Source organism: Kumtagia ephedrae (assembly GCF_003012745.1).
Classification (GTDB): domain Bacteria; phylum Pseudomonadota; class Alphaproteobacteria; order Rhizobiales; family Rhizobiaceae; genus Kumtagia; species Kumtagia ephedrae.
In genome coordinates this window covers 1-19,000 of sequence record NZ_PXYK01000050.1, presented here as the reverse complement: position 1 = coordinate 19,000, position 19,000 = coordinate 1, and the positions used below count along the sequence as shown (strand labels likewise).

Below are 19,000 nucleotides of genomic sequence, written 5' to 3'. Positions count from 1 at the left end.
CCATGATCGCCTATGCGCTGCTGCGCATTGCCGCCAACGCCAACCGCATCGCCATGCCGATCCTGCGCTTCACCGATCTCGTCGCACAATGCCTGTTCGAGCGCCGCCACATCGCCGCCATCGAACGTCCGCCGCCCGTCAATCCGAGCCATAGAAGACCCCGATGCTCGCCAAACCAGATGGCTTTCCACTATGCATGACTTTCCCCGGACAGCCCTGCCCTTGCGGGGGAGATGTCCGGCAGGACAGAGGGAGGTGCGAAGGAACGTAGCGTTGGCTGGATGGCTCCTCGCTGCTCTCATCTGCCTTCTGCCTACTGCGCCCGCCCATGCCGATCCCGTCCCTGTCGAGCGCATGGACGTCACGTCGCGCCCGATCGGGCGTTTTCACATCGGCCGCGACCAGAAGCAGTTCGGGCCGCTCGAATTCGTCGGCGGGCTCGAGATGACGGCGCGCGGCGCCGATTTCGGCGCCATGTCGGCGTTCCGTTTCCTGAAGCCCGGTTCGGACTTCATCGGTGTCGCCGACACCGGCTTCTGGTTCTTCGGCACGATCGCCCGCGACGCACAGGGCCGGCCTGCCGGCGTCGAGAATTTCCGCATGGTGCCGATGGTCGACGAGGCCGGCCAGCCGATCGGCAGGAAATGGGAGGTCGACGCCGAAGGGCTCGACGTCGAGGGCAACGTCGCCACGGTCGGCTTCGAGCGCAACCACCGCATCGCCCAGTTCCGCATCGAGCCCGGCGACATGAGGGCGCCGGTGCGCCAGCTCGACTTCCTGGTGCCGAAGAACGAGCTGCGCCAGAACCGCGCCTTCGAGACGGTGACGCGGGCGCCGGCTGACGGGCCGCATCGCGGCGGGCTGGTCGTCGTCTCGGAAAAGAGCCTCGACAAGGCCGGCAACATCTTCGCCGCCATCATCGAAGGGCCAGACAAGGGCATCTTCACGGTGAAGCGCAGCGGCGACTTCGACATCACCGACGGCGCCTTCCTGCCCGACGGCGACCTGCTCTTGCTGGAGCGCAGCTACAGGATGGCCGACGGCGTCAAGATGCGGCTGCGCCGCATCGCCGGCGCCTCGATCGCTCGGGGAAAGGTCGCCGACGGCCCCGTGCTGCTGGAGGCCGACATGGCCTACCAGATCGACAACATGGAAGGCATGGACGTCTGGCAGCGCGCCGACGGCGCCACCATGGTGTCGGTCATCTCCGACGACAACCACTCGATCCTGCAGCGCAATCTCTACTTGGAGTTCCGCCTGCACAACGATTAATCCCTCCCCCTTGAGGGGAGGGTGGCCAGACGAAGTCTGGCCGGGTGGGGTCGCAACGGCCGTGCTCGACGCCCTCTTCGGTGTCGGGTCGGCGCAGTTTCTGAGCGTCCCACGCTTCCGAGGTTATCCCACCCGGCCAGCCTTCGGCTGGCCACCCTCCCCGCAAGGAGGAGGGGTGGTCGCGCTATGCCGCCAGGTGCCCGGCGCTCGCCTGGGCATAGTTGTGGCCGAAGCGGTTGGCCAGGAACGCGTCGAGCGCGATGTCCTCCTGGCGGACGAAACCTTCCTGCGGCAGCCGGCCCCCGGCGAGCAGGTCGAGCACGGCGGCGATGCCGGAGGCGGTGGTGATCTGGATGGCGCTGCGCGTCACGCCGCCGATCTGGCGGCTGTAGATCTTGTTGGCGTAGCTCTCCTGCAGCAGCCGCCCGCCCTTGCGGCCGGCGACGGTGACGAAGATGACCACCACGTCCTGCAGCGTCGCCGGCAGGGCGTTCTCCAGGATGTCCTTCAGCACCTCGCGGCGGTGGCGCAGGCCGAGGTCGTTGAGCAGCGCCTTCATGATCGCCGCGTGGCCGGGATAGCGGATGGTGCGGTAGTTCAGCGTGCGCACCTTGCCGGCATAGGTCTCGCACAGCGTGCCCAGCCCGCCCGAGGTGTTGAACGCCTCGTAGGTGATGCCGTCGAGCGAAAACTCCTCGCGTTCCTCCAGCGGCGGCACCTCGACCAGCTCGCCCTCGACGATCGCCTCGCAGGGCTCGCAATATTCGTTGATGACGCCGTCGGTGCTCCAAGTCAGGTTGTAGTTGAGCGCGTTGGACGGGTATTGCGGCAGTGCGCCGACGCGCATGCGCACGCTCTCCAGCGTGTCGAAGCGTCTTGCCAGATCGTTGGCGACGATGGAGACGAAGCCGGGCGCCAGGCCGCATTGCGGGATGAAGGCGCTCTTTGCCGTCGCCGCCAGCTCCTTGACGCGGCGGGTGCTCGCCACGTCCTCGGTGAGGTCGAGATAGTGCACGCCGGCGCAGGCGGCGGCTTCGGCGATCTTGACGGTCAGATGGAAGGGAGCGGCCGACAGCACCGCGAACTTTCCGGCGAGCGCGGCGTCAAGCGCGGCTGCGTCGGCAAGATCGATGCAAAGCAGGCCGACCGGCTGCGCGGTGTCGAGCCCGTCGAGTTGCGCCTGCGAACGATCGACGACCGTGACGCGATAGTCGCCGCTGGCGGCGAGCAGGTCGGCGATGGTCGAGCCGATCTTGCCGGCTCCGGCGATGACGATCTCTTTCATGGCGAACCTCCGCGCAACCGATCCGGCGGAATCATCGCAGCTTGCCCGTCGAAAGAAAGCCTCTATAGGAAACTTATAAAGGTTCTATTTGGACATTTCGCCGACGAGATTGCTCGAAATGACGACCCAAGCCGACCGTGCTCTGATTGCCCTGCTGCGCGAGAACGCCCGCGCCTCGACCGCCGAGCTGGCGCGCCGGCTCGGCGTGTCGCGCACCACGGTGCAAAGCCGCATCGAGCGGCTGGAGCGGCAGGGCGTGATCGCCGGCTATGGCGTGAAACTGTCGCCGGAGCACGAACGGAATCTGGTCAAGGCGCATATTTTGGTGACGGTGCCGCCGAAACAGTCGGCAGCCGTCGCGGCCGCGCTGCGCGGCATGGCCGAGGTGCGCACGCTGCATTCGGTCAGCGGCAATTTCGACATGATCATCGTCGTCGAGGCGCCGTCGGTCGCCGACCTCGATCTCGTGATCGATCGCATCGGCGCGCTGGACGGCGTCGAGCGCACTCTGTCGTCGATCATCCTGTCGACCCGGATCGACCGCTAGGATCGCGGCCGCGGCCAGGGCGTTGCCGATCAGCTCGAAAGCAGGTTAACGGAGCCTGCAACCATGCGTTAACCCCGCAGTCGTCCGGATGGAAACGGTTCGTCCCCGCTTCGCCGCAACGGCCGAATTTCTGGTAGTATTTTCGGGCGGAGTGCGGCGAGTGGCGTCCGCGACGGGGGAGGCGGATCCATGAAGCTCTTTTCCAGAAGGTCGGCGGCCTGTGCGGGTGCCCTCGCCGTCACGGCATGGCTCCATGCCGGCGCGGCGCTGGCGCAGGAGATCACGCTCAAGCTCCACCATTTCCTGGCGGCCGAGGCCAACGCACCGAGGCACATCCTCGATCCCTGGGCCGACAGGATCGAGAGCCAGTCCGGCGGGCGCATCAAGGTCGAACGCTACCCGGCCATGCAACTCGGCGGCAAGCCTGCCGACCTGATCGATCAGGCGATCGACGGAACGGCGGATATCGTGCTCGCGCTGCCGGGCTATACGCCGGGACGCTTTCCCAGCGCCGAGGTCTTCGAGCTTCCCTTCATGATGACGGAGGCGGAGGCGACGTCGCGCGCCTGGTGGGACCTGCTCTCGTCGCGGCTGAAGGACACCGAGTTCAAGGACGTGCATGTCGTCGCTGCCTGGGTGCACGGCCCCGGCGTCATCCATGCGCGCCAGCCGATCGCCAGGCTCGGCGACATGAAGGGCAGAAAGCTGCGCGCCCCGACCCGCATGGTGACGGCGCTCATCGGCCGGCTCGGCGCAACGCCGGTCGTCATGCCGATACCGGCGATCACCGACGGCCTCGAAAAGGGCATGATCGACGGCGCGGTAATCCCCTGGGAGGTGGCGGTGCCGCTGAAAGTGCCGGAACTCGCTCCCAATCACACGGAATTCGGTGGCGACCGCGCGCTCTACACCTCCGCCTTCGTGCTGGCGATGAACAAGGCCCGTTACGACGGCCTTCCGGCGGACCTCAAAAAGGTCATCGACGACAATTCCGGCAGCGACGTATCGGCGCTGTTCGGCAAAACCATGCAGGCGGACGACGGCGCCGGCCGCAAAGCCGCGCTCGACGCCGGCAACACGATCATCGAACTCGGCGCCGCCGAGGTGGGACCATGGCAGGCGGCGGCCGAGCCAGTCGTCGAGACCTGGATCGCCGAGATGAAGGCGAAAGGCATCGACGGCCAGGCTTTGCTCGACGAGTCGCGGACGCTGATCGACAAATACACCAGGCGATGAACTTGCCGCCTTCCGGCGCGAGCCAGGGCAATCGCGTGCGAGCGTATCCCGGATCGACCGGTAGCCGGCGGAGCGTCCGCGGGCACGGCGCCGGCAGGAGGAGGGCGGGGCAATCTTCCTCCTGCCGTAAAGCCCGCCGGAGAGGGCGGGCCCGCCGCTTAAAGCAGCTCGAGCCGGATCGAGGGGAAGCCGGTCGCGCCGCTTCGTCCGCCGCTCAGAACGACAATGTCGCCGCTCCGGTCTTGATCTCCGCATGCATGGCGCTCGCGCCGACGATGACGACGCCGTCGAGCAGGTCGGCCTGTTCGTAGCCGCGCGCCTTCACGCAGGGCGGGCAGGCCCAGATGACGCCGCCGTGGCTCTGGAAATCGGCGATCAGGGCGGCGAGCGGGTCGAGCGGCGGCACATGCGTGAACTGCTGCCCGCCGCGGCGGACGAGATCGATGGCCGAGCTGGTGAGGAAGACCGACACCTTCAGGCCGGCGGTCAGTCCGCCATTGGCAATGGTGAACGCGACCGAGGACAGTTCCGAGTCGATGCCCTTGGTCATAAGGATGACAAGATTACGGCTTTCTGCTTGCATGTTGTTTCCATTTGTACATGTTTCTGTTGAATTTTTCTTCATTTACAGGAATAGATAGGAAGTGTCTTTGGCCGGATTGCCGAAATATTTGATCGAAACTCCGGCCCGCCTTTCGGCAGGCAGCGCGACCGACAAGGACGTCCTCTCCGACGTGCTGCGCTCGATCAGGATTTCCGGCTCGGTGCAGTTCTGCTTCATGCCCGGCGGCGCCTGGGAGACGGACGCCTCGCCGTCACCCTACCGGCCGCCGTCGGTGATGCCGTTCCACATCCTCGCGGAAGGCACGTGCTGGGTGGAGCTGGAGGGCGAGCGGGCGACCCTGCGCCAGGGCGACGTCGTCGCCTTTCCCCAGGGAACCGGGCATATGGTCGGCGCCGGTACCGGCGGCCGCCTGCTCGACCCAGGCGGGGACCTGCCGCCGAAGCCGTGGCGGGAGGTGCCGATCCTGCGCTATGGCCAGGAGCATCCGCGCGTCCGGCTGATCTGCGGCTACCTGCAATGCGAGGCCGTGGGCTTCCGCCTGCTCAGGGACGCGCTGCCGCGCTTCATCCACATCCGCACGGCGGAGGGCGACGATGCCGGCTGGTTCACGGCCATGATCGCGCAGATCGTCGCCGAGATCTAGCGGCCGCGCGCCGGCGGCCTGTCCGTGCTGGAGCGGCTGACCGAGACGATCTTCATCGAGCTGCTGCGGCGCCAGGTCATTTCGGGCCGAACCGGCTCGACGGGATGGCTCGCCGCGCTCGCCGATCCGTCGCTGGGGCGCTGCCTGGCCCTGATCCATGACGACCCCCGGCGGGACTGGTCGGTGCAGGACCTTGCCGCCGCGTCGGGCGTGTCGCGCAGCACGCTTGCCGAGCGCTTTGAGGCGGTACTCGCCACGTCGCCGATGCGCTACGTGCTGGATTGGCGCCTGTGCCTTGCCAGCGTGACGCTGAGCACCACCAGCAAGCCGATCGGGATCGTCGCGCACGAGGCCGGCTACGGCACGGAAGCCGCCTTCAGCCGCGCCTTCTCGCGCGCCTACGGCACCCCGCCGGCCGCTTGGCGGCAGAACCGGCACTGACGACCCGAGCGGCGAGGCCGATCCGTCGCGGCACAAGCCTCCCGATAAGTGCGCTCGATGGCGGTGGCCTCCGGAGTACCGCCGCCGCCACATGAACCGGACTCCGCCGGGCCTGTCCCGCAGGATGTGGCCGCTTGCGCTTGACTTTCCGCGAATTCACGGCAAAAAGAGACAGACCTGTCTCATCTCTTGGTGTCGTCATGCAGAAGCGCCAGCAAGTCATCGAGACCGCCTATCGGCTGTTCAAGCGCGGCGGATTCCACGCGACCGGCATCGATCGCATCATCGCCGAGGCGGGGGTCGCCAAGATGACCATGTACCGGCACTTTCCGAGCAAGGACGAGCTGATCGTCGCCGTCCTGGAATGGCGGGAGCAGCGGTTCGAGCGGCAGCTCGACGGCCTCGTGGCAAGCGCCGCCACGCTGGACCGGAAGATCGCGACGATCCTCGACTGGCACGAGCGCTGGTTCGACGGTGCCGATTTCCATGGCTGCCTGTTCCAGCACGCCCTGGCGGAGTTCGAGAGCCGCGACCACCCCGTGCACCGGGCGGCCGCCAGGCAGAAGCTCGGCCTGAAACGGCGGCTGCGCGGGATTCTCGCGGCATCCATGCCGGGTGACCGCGGCGAGGCTGCCGCCACGGCATTGTTCATGCTGATCGAGGGGGCGACGCTGCTTGCCCAGATGGGGCAGGGAAGGGAAGCCATCCGGAGCGCCCGAGCGTCGGCGACCGCGGTGCTCGCGGCGCAGGCCGGCTATCCATGAGCGCCGCGGTTGTCGGGCTCGCCCTCTTCGCCGCGATCCTGCATGCGAGCTGGAACGCCTTCCTGCGCAGCGGCGCCGACCGGCTGTGGACCGTCACCGTGATGAGTTTTTCCGGCACGCTGGCGGCGCTTCCCTTCGTCTTTCTGCAGCCGCTTCCAGCGGGTCCGGCGTGGAGCTACATCGGTCTTTCCGCCGTCCTGCAGGTCGCCTACACCGTCTTCCTCGTCGCCGCCTACCGGCACGGGGAACTCGGCCAGATCTATCCGGTCGTGCGCGGCACCGTGCCGCTGCTGGTGACGCTGGGCGGCTTCCTGCTCGCCGGCGAGCAGATCGGACCGTACCAGTCGGCCGGCGTCGTCCTGGTGGCCCTCGGCATCATGAGCCTTTCGCTCGGCAAGGGGCGGGCCGCCGCCTCGTCGATCCTGCTCGCCGCGGCGACGGGCACGATCATCGCCGGCTATGCCACCGTCGATGCGATCGGCGTGCGGGTGGCCGGCGACAGCAGGGCCTATGCGGCCTGGGTGGTCGTCCTCTACGGCGTCATGCTGCCGGCGGTAGTGCTCATGCTGCGCGGCAGGCTGACGGTCGATCGGCGTGCGCCGGAGACGTGGAAGGCGCTGGCCGGCGGTGTCGTTGCCGTCCTCGCCTATGGCGCGGTGGTGGCGGCCTTCGCCCTGGGACCTGCCGGTCCCGTCGCCGCCCTGCGGGAGACCAGCGTCGTCTTCGCCGCCCTGATCGGCGGGCTGTTCCTGGGCGAGGCGCTGACGCCGCGGCGTCTTATCGCCTGTGTCGTCGTCACGATCGGCGCCATCCTGATCGGCTATCGGCCATGAATGCGCGGCCGGCCCGACTCGCCGCTCAGGCTGGGTTCTCGAATCTCGCCAGATAGCCGCGCAGCAGGGCATCGAGCGCGGCCTTGTCCGCGGCCGGCAACGACGCCACCAGCCGCGCCTGCGTCGCCGCATGCGCGGTGACGGCGGCGTCGATGGCGGAAAATCCCTTGTCGGTGAGCGAGACAATGACGCTGCGGCCGTCTTCCGGATTATGGTTCCGCTTCACCAGCCCGGCCTTTTCGAGCTGGTCGATGCGGTTGGTCAGCGTGCCCGAGGTGATCATCATGGCGGCCAGCAGGTCGCCCGGCGACAGGCCGTAGGGCGGACCGGAGCGGCGCAGCGTCGCCAGCACGTCGAAGGTGGCGCTGTTTAGCCCATGTGCGGCGAAGGTCTTCTCCATCTCGCGCCCGAGATGCGCGGCAAGCCGCCGGATGCGGCCGATCAGGCCCATCGACGTCACGTCGAGGTCGGGGCGCTCGCGGTTCCACTGGGCCAGGATTTCGTCCACGCGGTCCATGCCGCATCTTCCCGGCAGGATATCTTGACGTCAAGATATTTTGTATTATCTTGACGTCAAGATATCGGGAAGGTCATCATGCCCCGCAGCTTCGACATCCTTCTTACAGCAATCGCCCCGGCCATCTGGGGCAGCACCTATCTGGTGACGACGGAGCTGCTTCCGGCCGGCTATCCGCTGACCGTGTCGCTGCTCAGGGCGCTGCCGGCCGGCCTGCTGCTGCTGCTCCTGGTGAGGCAGCTGCCGCACGGCATCTGGTGGGCGCGGGTGTTCGTGCTCGGCGCCCTCAACTTCTCGATCTTCTGGTGGATGCTGTTCATCTCGGCCTACCGGCTGCCGGGCGGCGTGGCGGCGACGGTGGGCGCCATCCAGCCGCTGATCGTCATCCTGCTGGCGCGGCTGCTGCTCGGCGCGCCGGTGCGGGCGCTGTCGGTCGTGGCGGCGTTCGGCGGGCTGGCGGGCGTGGCGCTGCTTATCCTGACGCCGCAGGCGGCGCTCGATCCGGTCGGCATCGTCGCCGGTCTCGCCGGCGCGCTCTCCATGGCCGCCGGCACGGTGCTCACCCGCCGCTGGCAGCCGCCGGTGTCGCCGCTCACCTTCACCGCCTGGCAGCTCACGGCCGGCGGCCTGTTGCTCATTCCCGTGGTGCTGTGGCTCGAGCCGCCGTTGCCGCATCTCACCCAGGCCAACCTGCTCGGCTTTACCTATCTCGGCCTGATCGGCGCGGCCTTCACCTACATCCTGTGGTTCCGCGGCATCTCGCGGCTGGAGCCGTCGGTGGTGTCGCCGCTCGGCTTCCTCAGCCCGATGACGGCGGTCATCCTCGGCTGGTCGGTGCTCGGCCAGTCGCTCAGCCTCGCCCAGGTCGCCGGCATGGCTGCCGTGCTCGCCAGCGTCTGGCTCAGCCAGCGGGCGCAGCAGAAGGCGCCCGCAGCGGTCGAAGCGGCCGTCGCTATACGACGACCGGCTGGCTCCAGCGTGCGGCGATCAGCCGGTAGGGGATCAGCGCGACGACGGCGATGATCAGCTTCACCGTCAGGTCGCCCAGCGCCCACGACACCCAGCGCGCCGCCTCGGCCGGCAGGCTGCCGAGCAGGGGTGCCGCTTCCAGCGCGAAGGCGTCCTCCGGCCCGACGAAGGCGAAGGCGGCGGAAAAGGCGATGGTGAAGAAGATCGCCGTGTCGATCACCGAACCGGCCAGCGTGCCGAAGATCGGCGCCCGCCACCAGCTCTGCCGGCGCAGCCAGTTGAACACGGTGACGTCGAGCAGCTGCGCCGTCAGGAAGGCCGCACCCGAGGCGATGGCGATGCGCACCAGCCGGCCGGCGGCGGTGTCGAATTCGATCAGCCCGAGCCGGTAGAACAGCGGCGGCACGACGATCGAGCAGGCGACCGCCAGCATGAAACCGACGAAGACGACGCGGCGCGCGAACAGCGGTCCGTGGCGGCGGTTGGCGAGGTCGGTGACGAGGAAGGCGACGGGATAGGTGAAGGCGCCCCAGGTGAGGATGTCGGCCAGCGACAGGCCGCCGAGCATGCCCTGTACGGGGAACTGCACGAGGATGTTGGAGGCGACCACGACGAGCGCCATGGCGGCCACGAAGGGCAGGTAGGTGGTGCGGTCTTTCATTTTTTTATCCTGGGTAATGGAACCAGCGGCAGCCGGCGGACGCTCCGGCGATGCCTCACAAAACAGAGCCCGCCATCGTGGATGACGGGCCCCATTCCGGCGGTCGTCCCCCGCCTTAGAAAGGATCAGGCAGCGGCGGACTGCTCGGCCAGCTTCTTGGCGATCTGCTTCTTGAGCAGGCGGGCGCGCTGCGACAGCTCCGCCACATCGGCCTTGGCCAGGAAAGCGTCGAGGCCGCCGCGGTGCTCGACCGAGCGCAGCGCGTTGGCGGAGATGCGCAGGCGCACGTTCTGGTTCAGCGCCTCCGAGATCAGCGTGACGCTGACCAGGTTGGGCAGGAAGCGGCGGCGGCTCTTGTTGTTGGCGTGGCTGACATTGTTGCCGGTGAGCACGGCCTTGCCGGTCAGTTCGCAAGCACGGGACATTTCTTACTACCTTCGATTCTCGTACGGACCGGCCTGCCTCGCCTCGGCGGCGCGCGATCTTGTCAAGCGGTCTCTTGAAAAGTTGGGCCTCCATAGTGGCATTTGGCGGAGGCGTCAAGGCGGGGAAGCCGCTTCTATCCCGGGCAAACCAGCTTCGTCCCCGTAAAACCGCCGGCGGAGACGCGGCTGCACAGATCGAGCCATTCGCATTCGGAGCAGGCGCGGCGCGTCGTGCCCTGCCGGAACGCCTCGCGCATGCGGGCCAGCACGGCCGGATCGAGCGCGATCCGCTGGCCGGGGCCGAGCGGCCGGCCGAGCAGGCCGCCGACCGCCGCCGCTGCCAGCGCGTCGCGTTCGACGACGCTGGCGTTCAGGCAGTGCGCCCCGTCTTCGCCGAGCAGCGGCCGACAGATGTCGTCCGGCCCGGCGACGAGGAGGATGTCCTCGCCGCCGCTCAGGCGTTCGACGATGGCGTCGTAATTGTCGGTGAAGGCCGCGCTGTAGCCCTTGCCGACATAGGTCAGCATGCAGAGCAGGTGGTGGGCGCGCAGCCGGACCGTCATGGTCAGAGCGCCGGCTTCGCTCCGCTGCGGCGGTAGACCTCGACCGTCACCGTCGCCAGCACCGCCTTCAGCGCGCCGCCGAGGATGAAGGGCAGGACGCCGAAGGCGATAGCGTCGGCGAGGCCGATCACGACCGCCAGCCACAAGCCGCCGAAAGCCAGGATGAAGGCGTTGCCGAGCAGCATCGCCGCGACGCTGGAGAGGATGCGCCCGGCGCCGGTCCAGCCGCGCTCGGCCAGCCAGCCGACCAGCATCGCGGCCAGCGGGAAGGCGACGAGATAGCCGCCGGTCGGGCCGACGAAATGCGCGAGGCCGCCGGCGCCGCCCGCCAGCACCGGAAAGCCGAGGGCCGCCTCGCCGAGCCAGGCGAGCACGGTGGCGAGGCCGAGCCGCCAGCCATAGAGCGCGCCGATCAGCGTGACGGCGAAGGTCTGCATGGTCATCGGCACCGGGAACATCGGCACCTCGATCCACGACGAGGCGGCGAGGAACAGCGTGCCGAGAGCGACGGCGACGAGCTTCAGCGTCAGCGGGCGCCCGGCCAGCCGGAGCGGCACATAGGGCTGAGCGGCGGCGGATGAATTGTTCATGAGGTCGTCCTTCCAACGGAGCTGCAGTTCCGGCGGTCGCCGGCAGTGCCATTCGGCACGCGCGGCGATATTCCATGCGCCGCCCCGACGTGCAATCGGAAATGCCGGCGCGGACAGACCGAAGCCTGCCGCTGACGGCATCCGGTCGGTCATTGCCAAAGCCCGCCGAAAGCGACACTCTCACCGGCAGGGCGCGACGCCAGGAGCAAAGCGGGCATGGCGTCTCCGGGCGCGGTCGAAGCGTCGCCCATGCGATGGCCAGCCGGCCAGAAAGTTGTTGCAGGATGCCGTCACCACAACCTCGCGCCGCCGCGCGCATCTGCCGGGGCTGCTGGGACCAGATGCACATGCCGATCCCGATACGCGGGCCGCTGGCCGTGCCGTTCCAGGCTTTCGGCATCACCCGCAGCAAGATGAACCCCAACATCTGCACGATCTGCGAGCGCGCCTTCACCTTCGTCAAGAAGCAGCGGCGCATCTCGGCCATGGCCTCCATCCTGTTCGCCGACATGCGCGGCTACACATATCTGTCGGAGCGGCTCGACGCGGCCACGCTCGGCGAGATCGTCAGCACCTTCCAGGACGAGTGCGCCCGCGCCATCTGGGATCATGACGGCATCGTCAACAAGCAGATGGGCGACGGCCTGATGGCGATCTTCAACTTCCCGATCCGCAACGAGCGCCATGCCGCCGCGGCGATCGGGGCGGCCATCGAGGTGCAGCGCCGCTGCGGCGCCGCGCTCGAACGCATCGCCAGCCAGGGCGTCGGCTCGCACGGCAAGGGCATCGGCGTGGGTGTCGGCGTCCATACCGGCCAGGTCGAGATCGGCGAGTTCTCGACCTTCCGCAGCGACTTCACGGCGATCGGCGGCACGGTCAACCTGACGGCACGGCTGGAGGCGCAGGCGGCGCCGGGCGAGATCCTCGTCTCGGCGGACGCGGCGGCCGAGGCGCCCGATCTCGTGGCCGCCGCGCTCGTCCGCGACCTGTCGCTGAAAGGCATCGACCAGCCGGTCCGCGCGCATGTCCTGACCACGCATTGAGCGTAAACGCGCACCGTGCTCGAGATCGCATCCGATCCGCGGCCGCCGAAATTTCCATCATTGCTTCTTCGCAGCGCCCGTCGCGTCCGGCTGCAACCTGTAGTAGTTTGCCGGAAAGCGCCGGAGGGGGAGCGATGCCTGAAGCAATTCAATTTGTGCCCTATGTCTTGGTGGTGCTTCTGACGGGCATACCGACTTGGAAACTTCTCGTTCGGGTCGGCCTCTCGCCGGCATGGGCGATACTTTGCCTGATCCCGGCGGGATTCATCATCGTCCTGTGGCTGATTGCCTATCGGCGGTGGCCGCTACTGGAGGAGTAGGCACCGCCGACAATCCTGCCAGCGGCCGATCCCCACGCCCGCTTCACATTGCTGCCGGATTCTTCGCCTTCCTGCTCGGGCATGATCGACGGATGGCGAGTTGCGGTTGGGATTGCGGCGCGGCGCGGACAGGCTGCGGTCGCGCTGGCGCTGGGCATTGCCGCCGCCGCACCTGCGCAGGCGGAGGTCGAAACCTTCAAGGGCGAATACACCGTCTCCTACCTCGGGCTCACCATCGCCCGCTCGACTTTCGACAGCCGCTTCGAGAACGGCAGGTTCTCGCTCCAGGGAACCGTGTCGAGCGCCGGCATCGCCGACATCTTCGGCCGCACCCGCGGCACGGCGTCGGCCTCCGGCACCTTCGCCGGCGAGCGCACGCAGCCCGCCGCCTTCCGCATGAATTATACGGAAGGCCGTAGGAAGCAGATGACGGCGCTGCGCTTCCGCGGCGGCACGGTGGTCGGCAACGAGAACGTGCCGCCGCTGAAGAAGCGCGGCTCGGACTGGGTGCCGGTCACGCCGGCGCATCTGAGCGGCGTCGTCGATCCGCTGTCGGCCGGCGTCGTCAAGGCGGCCGGACCGGGCGAGGTCTGCGGGCGCACGATAAGACTGTTCGACGGCGAGTTCCGGCTCGACGCGACGCTGCACCCGGCGCCTAACTCGTCCGCGGTCAGGGAATATGGCGACGGCGTGGTCACCTGCCGGGTCACCGTCAGGCCGGTCGCCGGCTACCGCAAGGGCCGGGCCGCGCTGGACTATCTGCAGAACCGCAGCAGGATCATGATCGCGTTTGCGCCGCTGGGCACGACCGGCGTATATGCGCCGGTGCATGCGACCGTCGGCACCCAGATCGGCACCGTCACCGTGAGGGCCCGGCGCATCGACCAGAACAGATAGCGCGGCCCGCCCCGCGCCCGAGGGGATGTTTGGCCAATGGCACGCGCCACGCTGATCGGCTTTTCCGCTGTCGCCATGTGGGCGCTGCTGGCGCTGCTCACCGACGCCTCGGGAAGCGTGCCGCCGTTCCTGCTGTCGGCCATCACCTTCGCCATCGGCACCGCGGTCGGGCTCGCCATGCGGCTCGTCGCGCCGGCTCCGCCCGCCGGCGTGAAGATACCGCCGGTCGTCTGGCTGATCGGCATAGGCGGCCTGTTCGGCTACCACTTCTTCTACTTCACCGCGCTGCGCAACGCTCCGGCGGTGGAGGCGAGCCTGATCGCCTATCTGTGGCCGCTGCTCATCGTCGTCGGCTCGGCGCTGATGCCGGGCGAAAGGCTGCGCTGGAACCATGTGGCCGGCGCGCTGCTCGGGCTCGCCGGCACGGTGCTTATCGTCACCAGGGGCGGCGGTCTCTCCTTCGACAGCCGCTATGCCTTCGGCTATGCCATGGCCGGCGTCTGCGCGCTTTTGTGGTCGGCCTATTCGCTGCTGTCGCGGCGCTTCGCCGAGGTGCCGACCGGCATCGTCACCTGGTTCTGCGCGGCGACCTCCGTGCTGTCGCTGCTCTGCCATCTGGCACTCGAGCAGACCGTGCTGCCGTCGGGCGCAGGGCAGTGGCTGGCGGTGCTGGGGCTCGGCCTGATGCCGGTGGGCGCGGCCTTCTACGCCTGGGATTTCGGCGTCAAGCGCGGCAACATCCAGGTTCTCGGCGCGGCCAGCTATGCCGCGCCGCTGCTGTCCACGCTGGTGCTGATCGCCACCGGCTTCGCCGAGCCGAGTTGGAACGTGATCGGCGCCTGCCTGCTGATATCCGCCGGCGCCGTGCTGGCGGCACGGCCGAGACTGTTCTCCCAGGCCCGCCAGGCCGAACGCGGGGCCGACGCGTGATGCCGTTCGAGGGCGGCGTCGAGAGCCCGGCCAATGCGACGCTGATCTTCTCCGCCGCGGCCGCGCTGCTCTACGGCACGATGGCGGCCGCGCCGGCGCGGCCGGTCGCCTCCGTGGTCAAGACGCTGGCGGTTGGGCTGCTGGCGGTGCTCGCCGCCATGCAGGGCGGCCATTGGCTGCTCGTCCTGGCGCTGGCACTCAGCGCCGCCGGCGACCTGTTCCTGTCGCGCGACGGCGAAAGGCTCTTCCTGGCCGGCCTGGCCAGCTTCCTCTGCGCGCATCTCGCCTATGTCGCGCTGTTTTCCATGATGGGCGGCGGCCCGGCCATGCTGCTCGCGGCGCCGTGGCGCGGCGTGCTCGCCGCCATCCTGGTCGGGCTCGGCCTGGCCTTCCTCGCCGTGCTGACCGGCCGCCTCGGACCGGCGCTGCGGCTGCCGGTCACCGCCTATGTCGCGGCGATCCTGGCCATGGCGGTCTTCGCGCTCATGCTGGACGCGCCGCTGGTGATCGCCGGCATGCTGCTGTTCGTCGTCTCCGACACGCTGCTTGCCACCGAGAAATTCCTGCTGCCGGCGATCTCGCCGCATCGCGACCGCATGCGCTACGCGGTGTGGGGCACGTATTATCTCGGCCAGCTGGCGATCACGCTGGGGCTGATCCGCTTCTGACGTTCAACTCACCCTGGCTCCCAGCCTTCGGGCGCCAGCTCGAAGGCGGAGAATTCGAAGCCCGGCGCCACCGTGCAGCCGACCAGCGTCCAGTCGCCGAGGCTGTGCGCGGTCTGCCAGGCATCGGCCGGCACCACCACCTGCGGCCGCTCGCCGGCGGCGAGGTCGGCGCCGAGGCGGTGCGTCGAGCGCCCCGTCATCTCGTCGAACAGCGTCAGCTCGATCGGCGCGCCGGCATGGAAATGCCAGACCTCGACGGCATCGCGCACCCGGTGCCAGGCCGACACGTCGCCCTGCTCCAGCAGGAAGTAGATGGCGGTGGAGGCGGCGCGTCCGCCCGTGCCGGCCGCGTCGCGAAACGTCTCGACATACCAGCCGCCTTCGGGGTGCCGCTGCATGCCCAGAAGCGCGACGATCTCCGCCGCCCCTTGCCCGGCCATGTCAGAAATTGTCCTTGCGCTTGCGGATCTCGGCGAAGACCTCCTCGTCGGAGGCATCCTCCATGCCCAGCGTGCGGCGGATGCCGGGATCGTGCGGGCGCAGGAACGGATTGGTCTCCAGCTCGCGGCCGATGGTGGTCGGCAGGGTCGGCATCTGGTCGGCGCGCAGCCGGTCGACCTCCCGCGCCCGCGCCTTCAGCGCGGCGTTGTCGGGGTCGACGGTGAGCGCGAAGCGGGCGTTGGCCTGCGTGTATTCGTGGCCGCAATGGACGGAGGTATCCGGCGGCAGCGCCGAAAGGGTGCGCATGGATTGCCACATCATCGCCGGCGTGCCTTCGAACAGGCGGCCGCAGCCGAGCGAGAACAGCGTGTCGGCGGCAAAGACCACCTTGGCCTCCGGCAGGTGGTAGGACACGTGGCCGCGCGTGTGGCCGGGCGTCGACAGCACCCTTATCTCCTGCTCGCCGAAGCGCAGCACCGAGCCGCCGTCGACCGTCTCGTCGATGCCGGGGATCCTGTCGGCCTCCTTCGCCGGTCCGACGATCTTCAGCCCGAACCGCTTCTTCAGCGCCAGATTGGCCTCGACATGGTCGCCATGGTGATGGGTGGTCAGGATCAGCGTCGGGGTCCAGCCGGTGCGCTCCACCGCGTCGAGGATGGCCCTTTCCTCGGGCGCGTCGACGAGGGCGGTCTCGCCGCTCTGGCGGTCGCGGACGAGCGCGCCGAAATTGTCGGTGCGGCACATGAACTGGTCGATGTCGATCGGCATTGGGCACCTCTCCTGTTCGCCGCATAGATAGAGCGGTGGTCCGGCGCTGTCATCCCGCCGTCCGCCGATGTTGAACTGAGGCGGCGGCGCGGCTACCGTTCGCACCATGAATTCGGACATCGTCGACCTGCGCGCCTTCTATGCCTCGCCGCTCGGCCAGATGGCGGAACGCTCGATCACCATGGCGCTCTCGGCGATCTGGCCGAACCTGCCCGGCGAAAGGCTGGTCGGGCTCGGCTACGCGCTGCCCTGGCTGGAGCGCTTCGGGCCGGCGGCCGAGCGCAGCTTCGCCTTCATGCCGGCGACGCAAGGGGCGGTGCGCTGGCCGCGCGACGGCGCCTCGTCGACGGTGCTGGTCTTCGACGAGGAACTGCCGCTGGTCGACGCCTCGGTCGACCGCATTCTTTTGGTGCATTCGCTCGAGCACGCCGAGAACCCGCGCGAGACGCTGAAGGAGATCTGGCGGGTGCTGGCGCCGGCCGGCCGCGCCGTCATCGTGGTGCCCAACCGGCGCGGCGTGTGGGCGCGCTTCGAGCACACGCCCTTCGGCACCGGCCGGCCGTTCTCGCGCAGCCAGCTCAACGAGCTGCTGCGCGACGCCAACTTCACCCCGGCGGCCTGGTCGGACGCGCTCTTTTTCCCGCCGTCGAAGCGGCGCTTCATGATGCGGCTGCAGCCGATGCTGGAGCGCTCCGGCCGCCGCTTCTGGCCGATCTTCTCCGGCGTCATCGTGGTGGAGGCGCAGAAGCGGCTCTACCAGGGCCTGCCGGTGGCGCAGCGCGCCTCGCGGCGCGTCTTCGTGCCGGTGCTCAACCCGCAGGGTGCAGCGACGGGGTAGCGGAGGATCGTTCGCCAAGCGCGCCTTACTGGCCCTTGATGATCTTCCAGACGGGTGAAGCGGCCCTGTCCAGGTTATAAGCGTCCTTGCTCGAGAGGCGGCCCTGTTGAACGGCGGTCACAATCCGCTTGCAGAAGAGTTCCGGCATCTTTTCCCGACTGACGCGCATCAGTTGGGCGGCTTCGATCTGCCAGCCGTACTGCCAACCGTGAACCTTTCTCACACAACCTGCGATGACTTCGTCCACGGTCTTCGGCGTCTGCGTGCAGCCCGTCACGGCGGCCAAAGCAAGCACCGCCATCAAAGCGGATCGTTCCAAGATTTCCCCCAATCCCCCCGGTGGATCGCGTGGCGATCACCTTGCCCTACACTCGCCAAGGTAGCCAGGAATTGCAGGACCGCAAGTATTCGGCGAATGAAATTTCCACAGCTGGCCTGCCCCATGTCGGGCTTGCCCCGGCAGGCGGCGAAAAGCCGCTTCCGCAGGACCACGGCCAGTCGAAATCTTGGCGGCTGCCCGCTGGCGGGCGAATTACTGGATGACGGCTTCGGCGCTGCTCCTGCCGATCTCTTCCAGCTCATAGGGCGTCGTCTGATACACCTGGTTGATCCAGTTGCCGAACAACAGATGCGCGTGCGAGCGCCAGCGGTTGAGCGGCGGCCGGGCCGGGTCGTCGTCCGGATAGTATTCGTGCGGCACCTCGATCGGCGTGCCGGCGGCCACGTCGCGGTCGAATTCCTCCTTGAGCGAGGTGGAATCGTATTCGATGTGGTTGAAGATATAGAGCCGGTTCGCTGCCCTTTCCGCGAGCAGGCAGGGCCCCGTCTCGCTCGATTCCATCAGCAGTTCGAGCCCCGAATCGGCCGGGATGTCGGCGGCGCGCACCTCGGTCCAGCGCGACACCGGAATGGCGAAATCGTCGGAAAAGCCGGCGAGATAGGGCGAGGCCGGCGCGTTGTTGTGGTGACGGAACACGCCGAACGCCTTCTTTTCCAGCGTGTGCTTGGGAACGCCGTGGAAATGCCAGGCCGCCGCCATCGCCCCCCAGCAGATGAAGAAGGAGGAATGGACGTTGGTCGTCGTCCAGTCGAGGATGCGCGTCAGCTCGTCCCAGTAGTCGACCTGCTCGAACGGCAGAAGCTCGATCGGCGCTCCGGTGATGATGAAGCCGTCGAATTTCCGGCCCGCCACTTCCTCCCACGTCTGGTAGAAGGAGATCAGATGGTCCTCGGGCGTGTTCTTGGCCTTGTGGTTGCCGACGCGCACCAGGGTCAGCTCGACCTGCAGCGGCGTGGCGCCGAGCAGGCGCGCGAACTGCGTCTCGGTGCGGATCTTGTTGGGCATCAGGTTGAGCAGACCGATCTGCATCGGCCGGATGTCCTGCCGCATGGCCGTGCGCTCGTCCATGACCGAGACGCCCTCGCGAACCAGCACGTCGCGGGCGGGAAGCTGGTTGGGGATCCTGATCGGCATGGTGCTGCCTCCAAACAAAAAAACCGGCCGCGAACGTCGCGCCCGGTCCAAACGGCTTGTCCTGCCGACGGTCCTTTAGCGACTTGTTTAACGTGGCTGCAAGCCGACCGGCCAAATCACCACGGATGGCAGCGCTCATACTGCCGGAAGGGGTTTCACGTCAATGGGGAGCCGTCGCCGCGACAGGGCAATCGCTTCAGGTTAACGCGGTTGGGGTAGCGGATCAGGTGTGATGTGTGATTCATGGGCGGCTTCGCTAGATCGGAGCCGTTTATGACCCGTCCCGCCGTTTCGTCGCGCGCCATCCTGG

24 protein-coding genes, 2 pseudogenes and 1 riboswitch are annotated in these 19,000 nt (G+C 68.1%); of the genes and pseudogenes, 15 read left to right on the top strand and 11 right to left on the bottom strand.

Features of this window, described 5'->3' with window-relative positions:
- Positions 1–200: pseudogene (locus C7I84_RS28550) on the top strand (IS4 family transposase); the annotation flags it as partial.
- A 73-nt stretch (positions 201–273) separates the two neighbouring features.
- A complete protein-coding gene (locus C7I84_RS28545; protein WP_425351420.1) occupies positions 274–1,272 on the top strand; it encodes an esterase-like activity of phytase family protein in 999 nt (332 codons plus the stop codon).
- Between the two features lie 184 nt (positions 1,273–1,456).
- On the opposite strand, the gene C7I84_RS28540 is transcribed toward C7I84_RS28545, so the two are convergent.
- Entirely contained in the window at positions 1,457–2,557 is a 1,101-nt protein-coding gene (locus C7I84_RS28540; RefSeq protein ID WP_106775601.1) for a saccharopine dehydrogenase family protein, read from the bottom strand.
- A 118-nt stretch (positions 2,558–2,675) separates the two neighbouring features.
- Here C7I84_RS28540 and C7I84_RS28535 point away from each other — a divergent pair, with 118 nt between their 5' ends.
- Both C7I84_RS28535 and C7I84_RS28530 read left to right on the top strand, forming a co-directional pair.
- Entirely contained in the window at positions 2,676–3,104 is a 429-nt protein-coding gene (locus C7I84_RS28535; RefSeq protein WP_106775600.1) for an Lrp/AsnC family transcriptional regulator, read from the top strand.
- Positions 3,105–3,293: 189 nt separating this feature from the next.
- Positions 3,294–4,340, top strand: a complete 1,047-nt coding sequence (locus tag C7I84_RS28530) for a TRAP transporter substrate-binding protein (RefSeq protein WP_106775599.1) — start codon at positions 3,294–3,296, stop codon at positions 4,338–4,340.
- Between the two features lie 214 nt (positions 4,341–4,554).
- On the opposite strand, the gene C7I84_RS28525 is transcribed toward C7I84_RS28530, so the two are convergent.
- The gene (locus tag C7I84_RS28525) at positions 4,555–4,923 is read right to left on the bottom strand and encodes a DsrE family protein (RefSeq protein WP_106775598.1); all 369 of its coding nucleotides are present in this window, start codon (positions 4,921–4,923) and stop codon (positions 4,555–4,557) included.
- 76 nt (positions 4,924–4,999) lie between these two features.
- Between C7I84_RS28525 and C7I84_RS28520 the strand changes: the two are divergent.
- The 3 genes and pseudogenes from C7I84_RS28520 (at position 5,000) to C7I84_RS28510 (ending at position 7,586) form a co-directional block, all read left to right on the top strand.
- Positions 5,000–5,989 (top strand): annotated as a pseudogene (locus tag C7I84_RS28520) (cupin domain-containing protein).
- Positions 5,990–6,189: 200 nt separating this feature from the next.
- Entirely contained in the window at positions 6,190–6,753 is a 564-nt protein-coding gene (locus C7I84_RS28515; RefSeq protein ID WP_106775597.1) for a TetR/AcrR family transcriptional regulator, read from the top strand.
- A complete protein-coding gene (locus tag C7I84_RS28510; protein WP_106775596.1) occupies positions 6,750–7,586 on the top strand; it encodes a DMT family transporter in 837 nt (278 codons plus the stop codon). Before C7I84_RS28515 ends, C7I84_RS28510 begins: the two co-directional genes overlap by 4 nt.
- A gap of 25 nt (positions 7,587–7,611) precedes the next feature.
- Here the strand turns inward: C7I84_RS28510 and C7I84_RS28505 are convergent, their stop codons facing one another.
- Positions 7,612–8,103, bottom strand: a complete 492-nt coding sequence (locus tag C7I84_RS28505) for a MarR family winged helix-turn-helix transcriptional regulator (RefSeq protein WP_106775595.1) — start codon at positions 8,101–8,103, stop codon at positions 7,612–7,614.
- Between the two features lie 78 nt (positions 8,104–8,181).
- Between C7I84_RS28505 and C7I84_RS28500 the strand changes: the two genes are divergently transcribed.
- Positions 8,182–9,126, top strand: coding sequence for an EamA family transporter (locus C7I84_RS28500; RefSeq protein WP_106775594.1), 945 nt, complete (start codon positions 8,182–8,184; stop codon positions 9,124–9,126).
- Here the strand turns inward: C7I84_RS28500 and C7I84_RS28495 are convergent.
- The 4 genes from C7I84_RS28495 to C7I84_RS28480 form a co-directional block, all read right to left on the bottom strand.
- Positions 9,056–9,733: a queuosine precursor transporter gene (locus C7I84_RS28495; protein ID WP_106775593.1), complete on the bottom strand. Its 678-nt coding sequence runs from the start codon at positions 9,731–9,733 to the stop codon at positions 9,056–9,058. The two genes, C7I84_RS28500 and C7I84_RS28495, sit on opposite strands and share 71 nt — an antisense overlap.
- A gap of 125 nt (positions 9,734–9,858) precedes the next feature.
- Positions 9,859–10,158: a 50S ribosomal protein L28 gene (gene rpmB, locus C7I84_RS28490; RefSeq protein ID WP_106775592.1), complete on the bottom strand. Its 300-nt coding sequence runs from the start codon at positions 10,156–10,158 to the stop codon at positions 9,859–9,861.
- Positions 10,159–10,292: 134 nt separating this feature from the next.
- Positions 10,293–10,721 (bottom strand): DUF1284 domain-containing protein, encoded by a 429-nt coding sequence (locus C7I84_RS28485; protein ID WP_106775591.1) that lies wholly within the window; start codon positions 10,719–10,721, stop codon positions 10,293–10,295.
- A gap of 2 nt (positions 10,722–10,723) precedes the next feature.
- Positions 10,724–11,311 (bottom strand): biotin transporter BioY, encoded by a 588-nt coding sequence (locus tag C7I84_RS28480; protein WP_106775603.1) that lies wholly within the window; start codon positions 11,309–11,311, stop codon positions 10,724–10,726.
- Between the two features lie 284 nt (positions 11,312–11,595).
- Between C7I84_RS28480 and C7I84_RS28475 the strand changes: the two genes are divergently transcribed.
- From C7I84_RS28475 to C7I84_RS28455, 5 genes are all read left to right on the top strand, one after another.
- Complete coding sequence (locus tag C7I84_RS28475) at positions 11,596–12,354, top strand: adenylate/guanylate cyclase domain-containing protein (protein WP_106775590.1); 759 nt, start codon at positions 11,596–11,598, stop codon at positions 12,352–12,354.
- A 134-nt stretch (positions 12,355–12,488) separates the two neighbouring features.
- On the top strand, positions 12,489–12,674 hold the full coding sequence (locus C7I84_RS28470) for a hypothetical protein (protein WP_106775589.1): 186 nt from the start codon (positions 12,489–12,491) through the stop codon (positions 12,672–12,674).
- A gap of 81 nt (positions 12,675–12,755) precedes the next feature.
- Positions 12,756–13,571, top strand: a complete 816-nt coding sequence (locus C7I84_RS28465; protein WP_106775588.1) for a DUF3108 domain-containing protein — start codon at positions 12,756–12,758, stop codon at positions 13,569–13,571.
- A 36-nt stretch (positions 13,572–13,607) separates the two neighbouring features.
- On the top strand, positions 13,608–14,501 hold the full coding sequence (yddG, locus tag C7I84_RS28460; RefSeq protein ID WP_106775587.1) for an aromatic amino acid exporter YddG: 894 nt from the start codon (positions 13,608–13,610) through the stop codon (positions 14,499–14,501).
- Entirely contained in the window at positions 14,501–15,169 is a 669-nt protein-coding gene (locus C7I84_RS28455; protein WP_106775586.1) for a lysoplasmalogenase family protein, read from the top strand. The genes yddG and C7I84_RS28455 overlap by 1 nt, the downstream gene beginning before the upstream one ends.
- Before the next feature lie 8 nt (positions 15,170–15,177).
- Here C7I84_RS28455 and C7I84_RS28450 read toward each other — a convergent pair whose 3' ends face one another.
- Positions 15,178–15,609 (bottom strand): cupin domain-containing protein, encoded by a 432-nt coding sequence (locus C7I84_RS28450; protein ID WP_106775585.1) that lies wholly within the window; start codon positions 15,607–15,609, stop codon positions 15,178–15,180.
- 1 nt (position 15,610) lies between these two features.
- Positions 15,611–16,378, bottom strand: coding sequence for a hydroxyacylglutathione hydrolase (gloB, locus tag C7I84_RS28445; RefSeq protein WP_106775584.1), 768 nt, complete (start codon positions 16,376–16,378; stop codon positions 15,611–15,613).
- A 106-nt stretch (positions 16,379–16,484) separates the two neighbouring features.
- Between gloB and C7I84_RS28440 the strand changes: the two genes are divergently transcribed.
- On the top strand, positions 16,485–17,216 hold the full coding sequence (locus C7I84_RS28440) for a class I SAM-dependent methyltransferase (protein WP_106775583.1): 732 nt from the start codon (positions 16,485–16,487) through the stop codon (positions 17,214–17,216).
- A gap of 25 nt (positions 17,217–17,241) precedes the next feature.
- Here the strand turns inward: C7I84_RS28440 and C7I84_RS28435 are convergent, their stop codons facing one another.
- Positions 17,242–17,517 carry a hypothetical protein gene (locus tag C7I84_RS28435; RefSeq protein ID WP_106775582.1) on the bottom strand — a complete coding sequence of 92 codons (276 nt, stop codon included), beginning with the start codon at positions 17,515–17,517 and terminating at the stop codon, positions 17,242–17,244.
- Positions 17,518–17,564: 47 nt separating this feature from the next.
- On the opposite strand from C7I84_RS28435, the gene C7I84_RS29860 reads away from it, so the two are divergent.
- On the top strand, positions 17,565–17,759 hold the full coding sequence (locus tag C7I84_RS29860) for a hypothetical protein (protein ID WP_133170183.1): 195 nt from the start codon (positions 17,565–17,567) through the stop codon (positions 17,757–17,759).
- On the opposite strand, the gene metA is transcribed toward C7I84_RS29860, so the two are convergent.
- The gene (metA, locus tag C7I84_RS28430; RefSeq protein WP_106775581.1) at positions 17,749–18,690 is read right to left on the bottom strand and encodes a homoserine O-acetyltransferase MetA; all 942 of its coding nucleotides are present in this window, start codon (positions 18,688–18,690) and stop codon (positions 17,749–17,751) included. The two genes, C7I84_RS29860 and metA, sit on opposite strands and share 11 nt — an antisense overlap.
- Positions 18,691–18,745: 55 nt before the next feature.
- Positions 18,746–18,823: riboswitch (SAM riboswitch) on the bottom strand.
- Positions 18,824–19,000 lie beyond the last annotated feature (177 nt).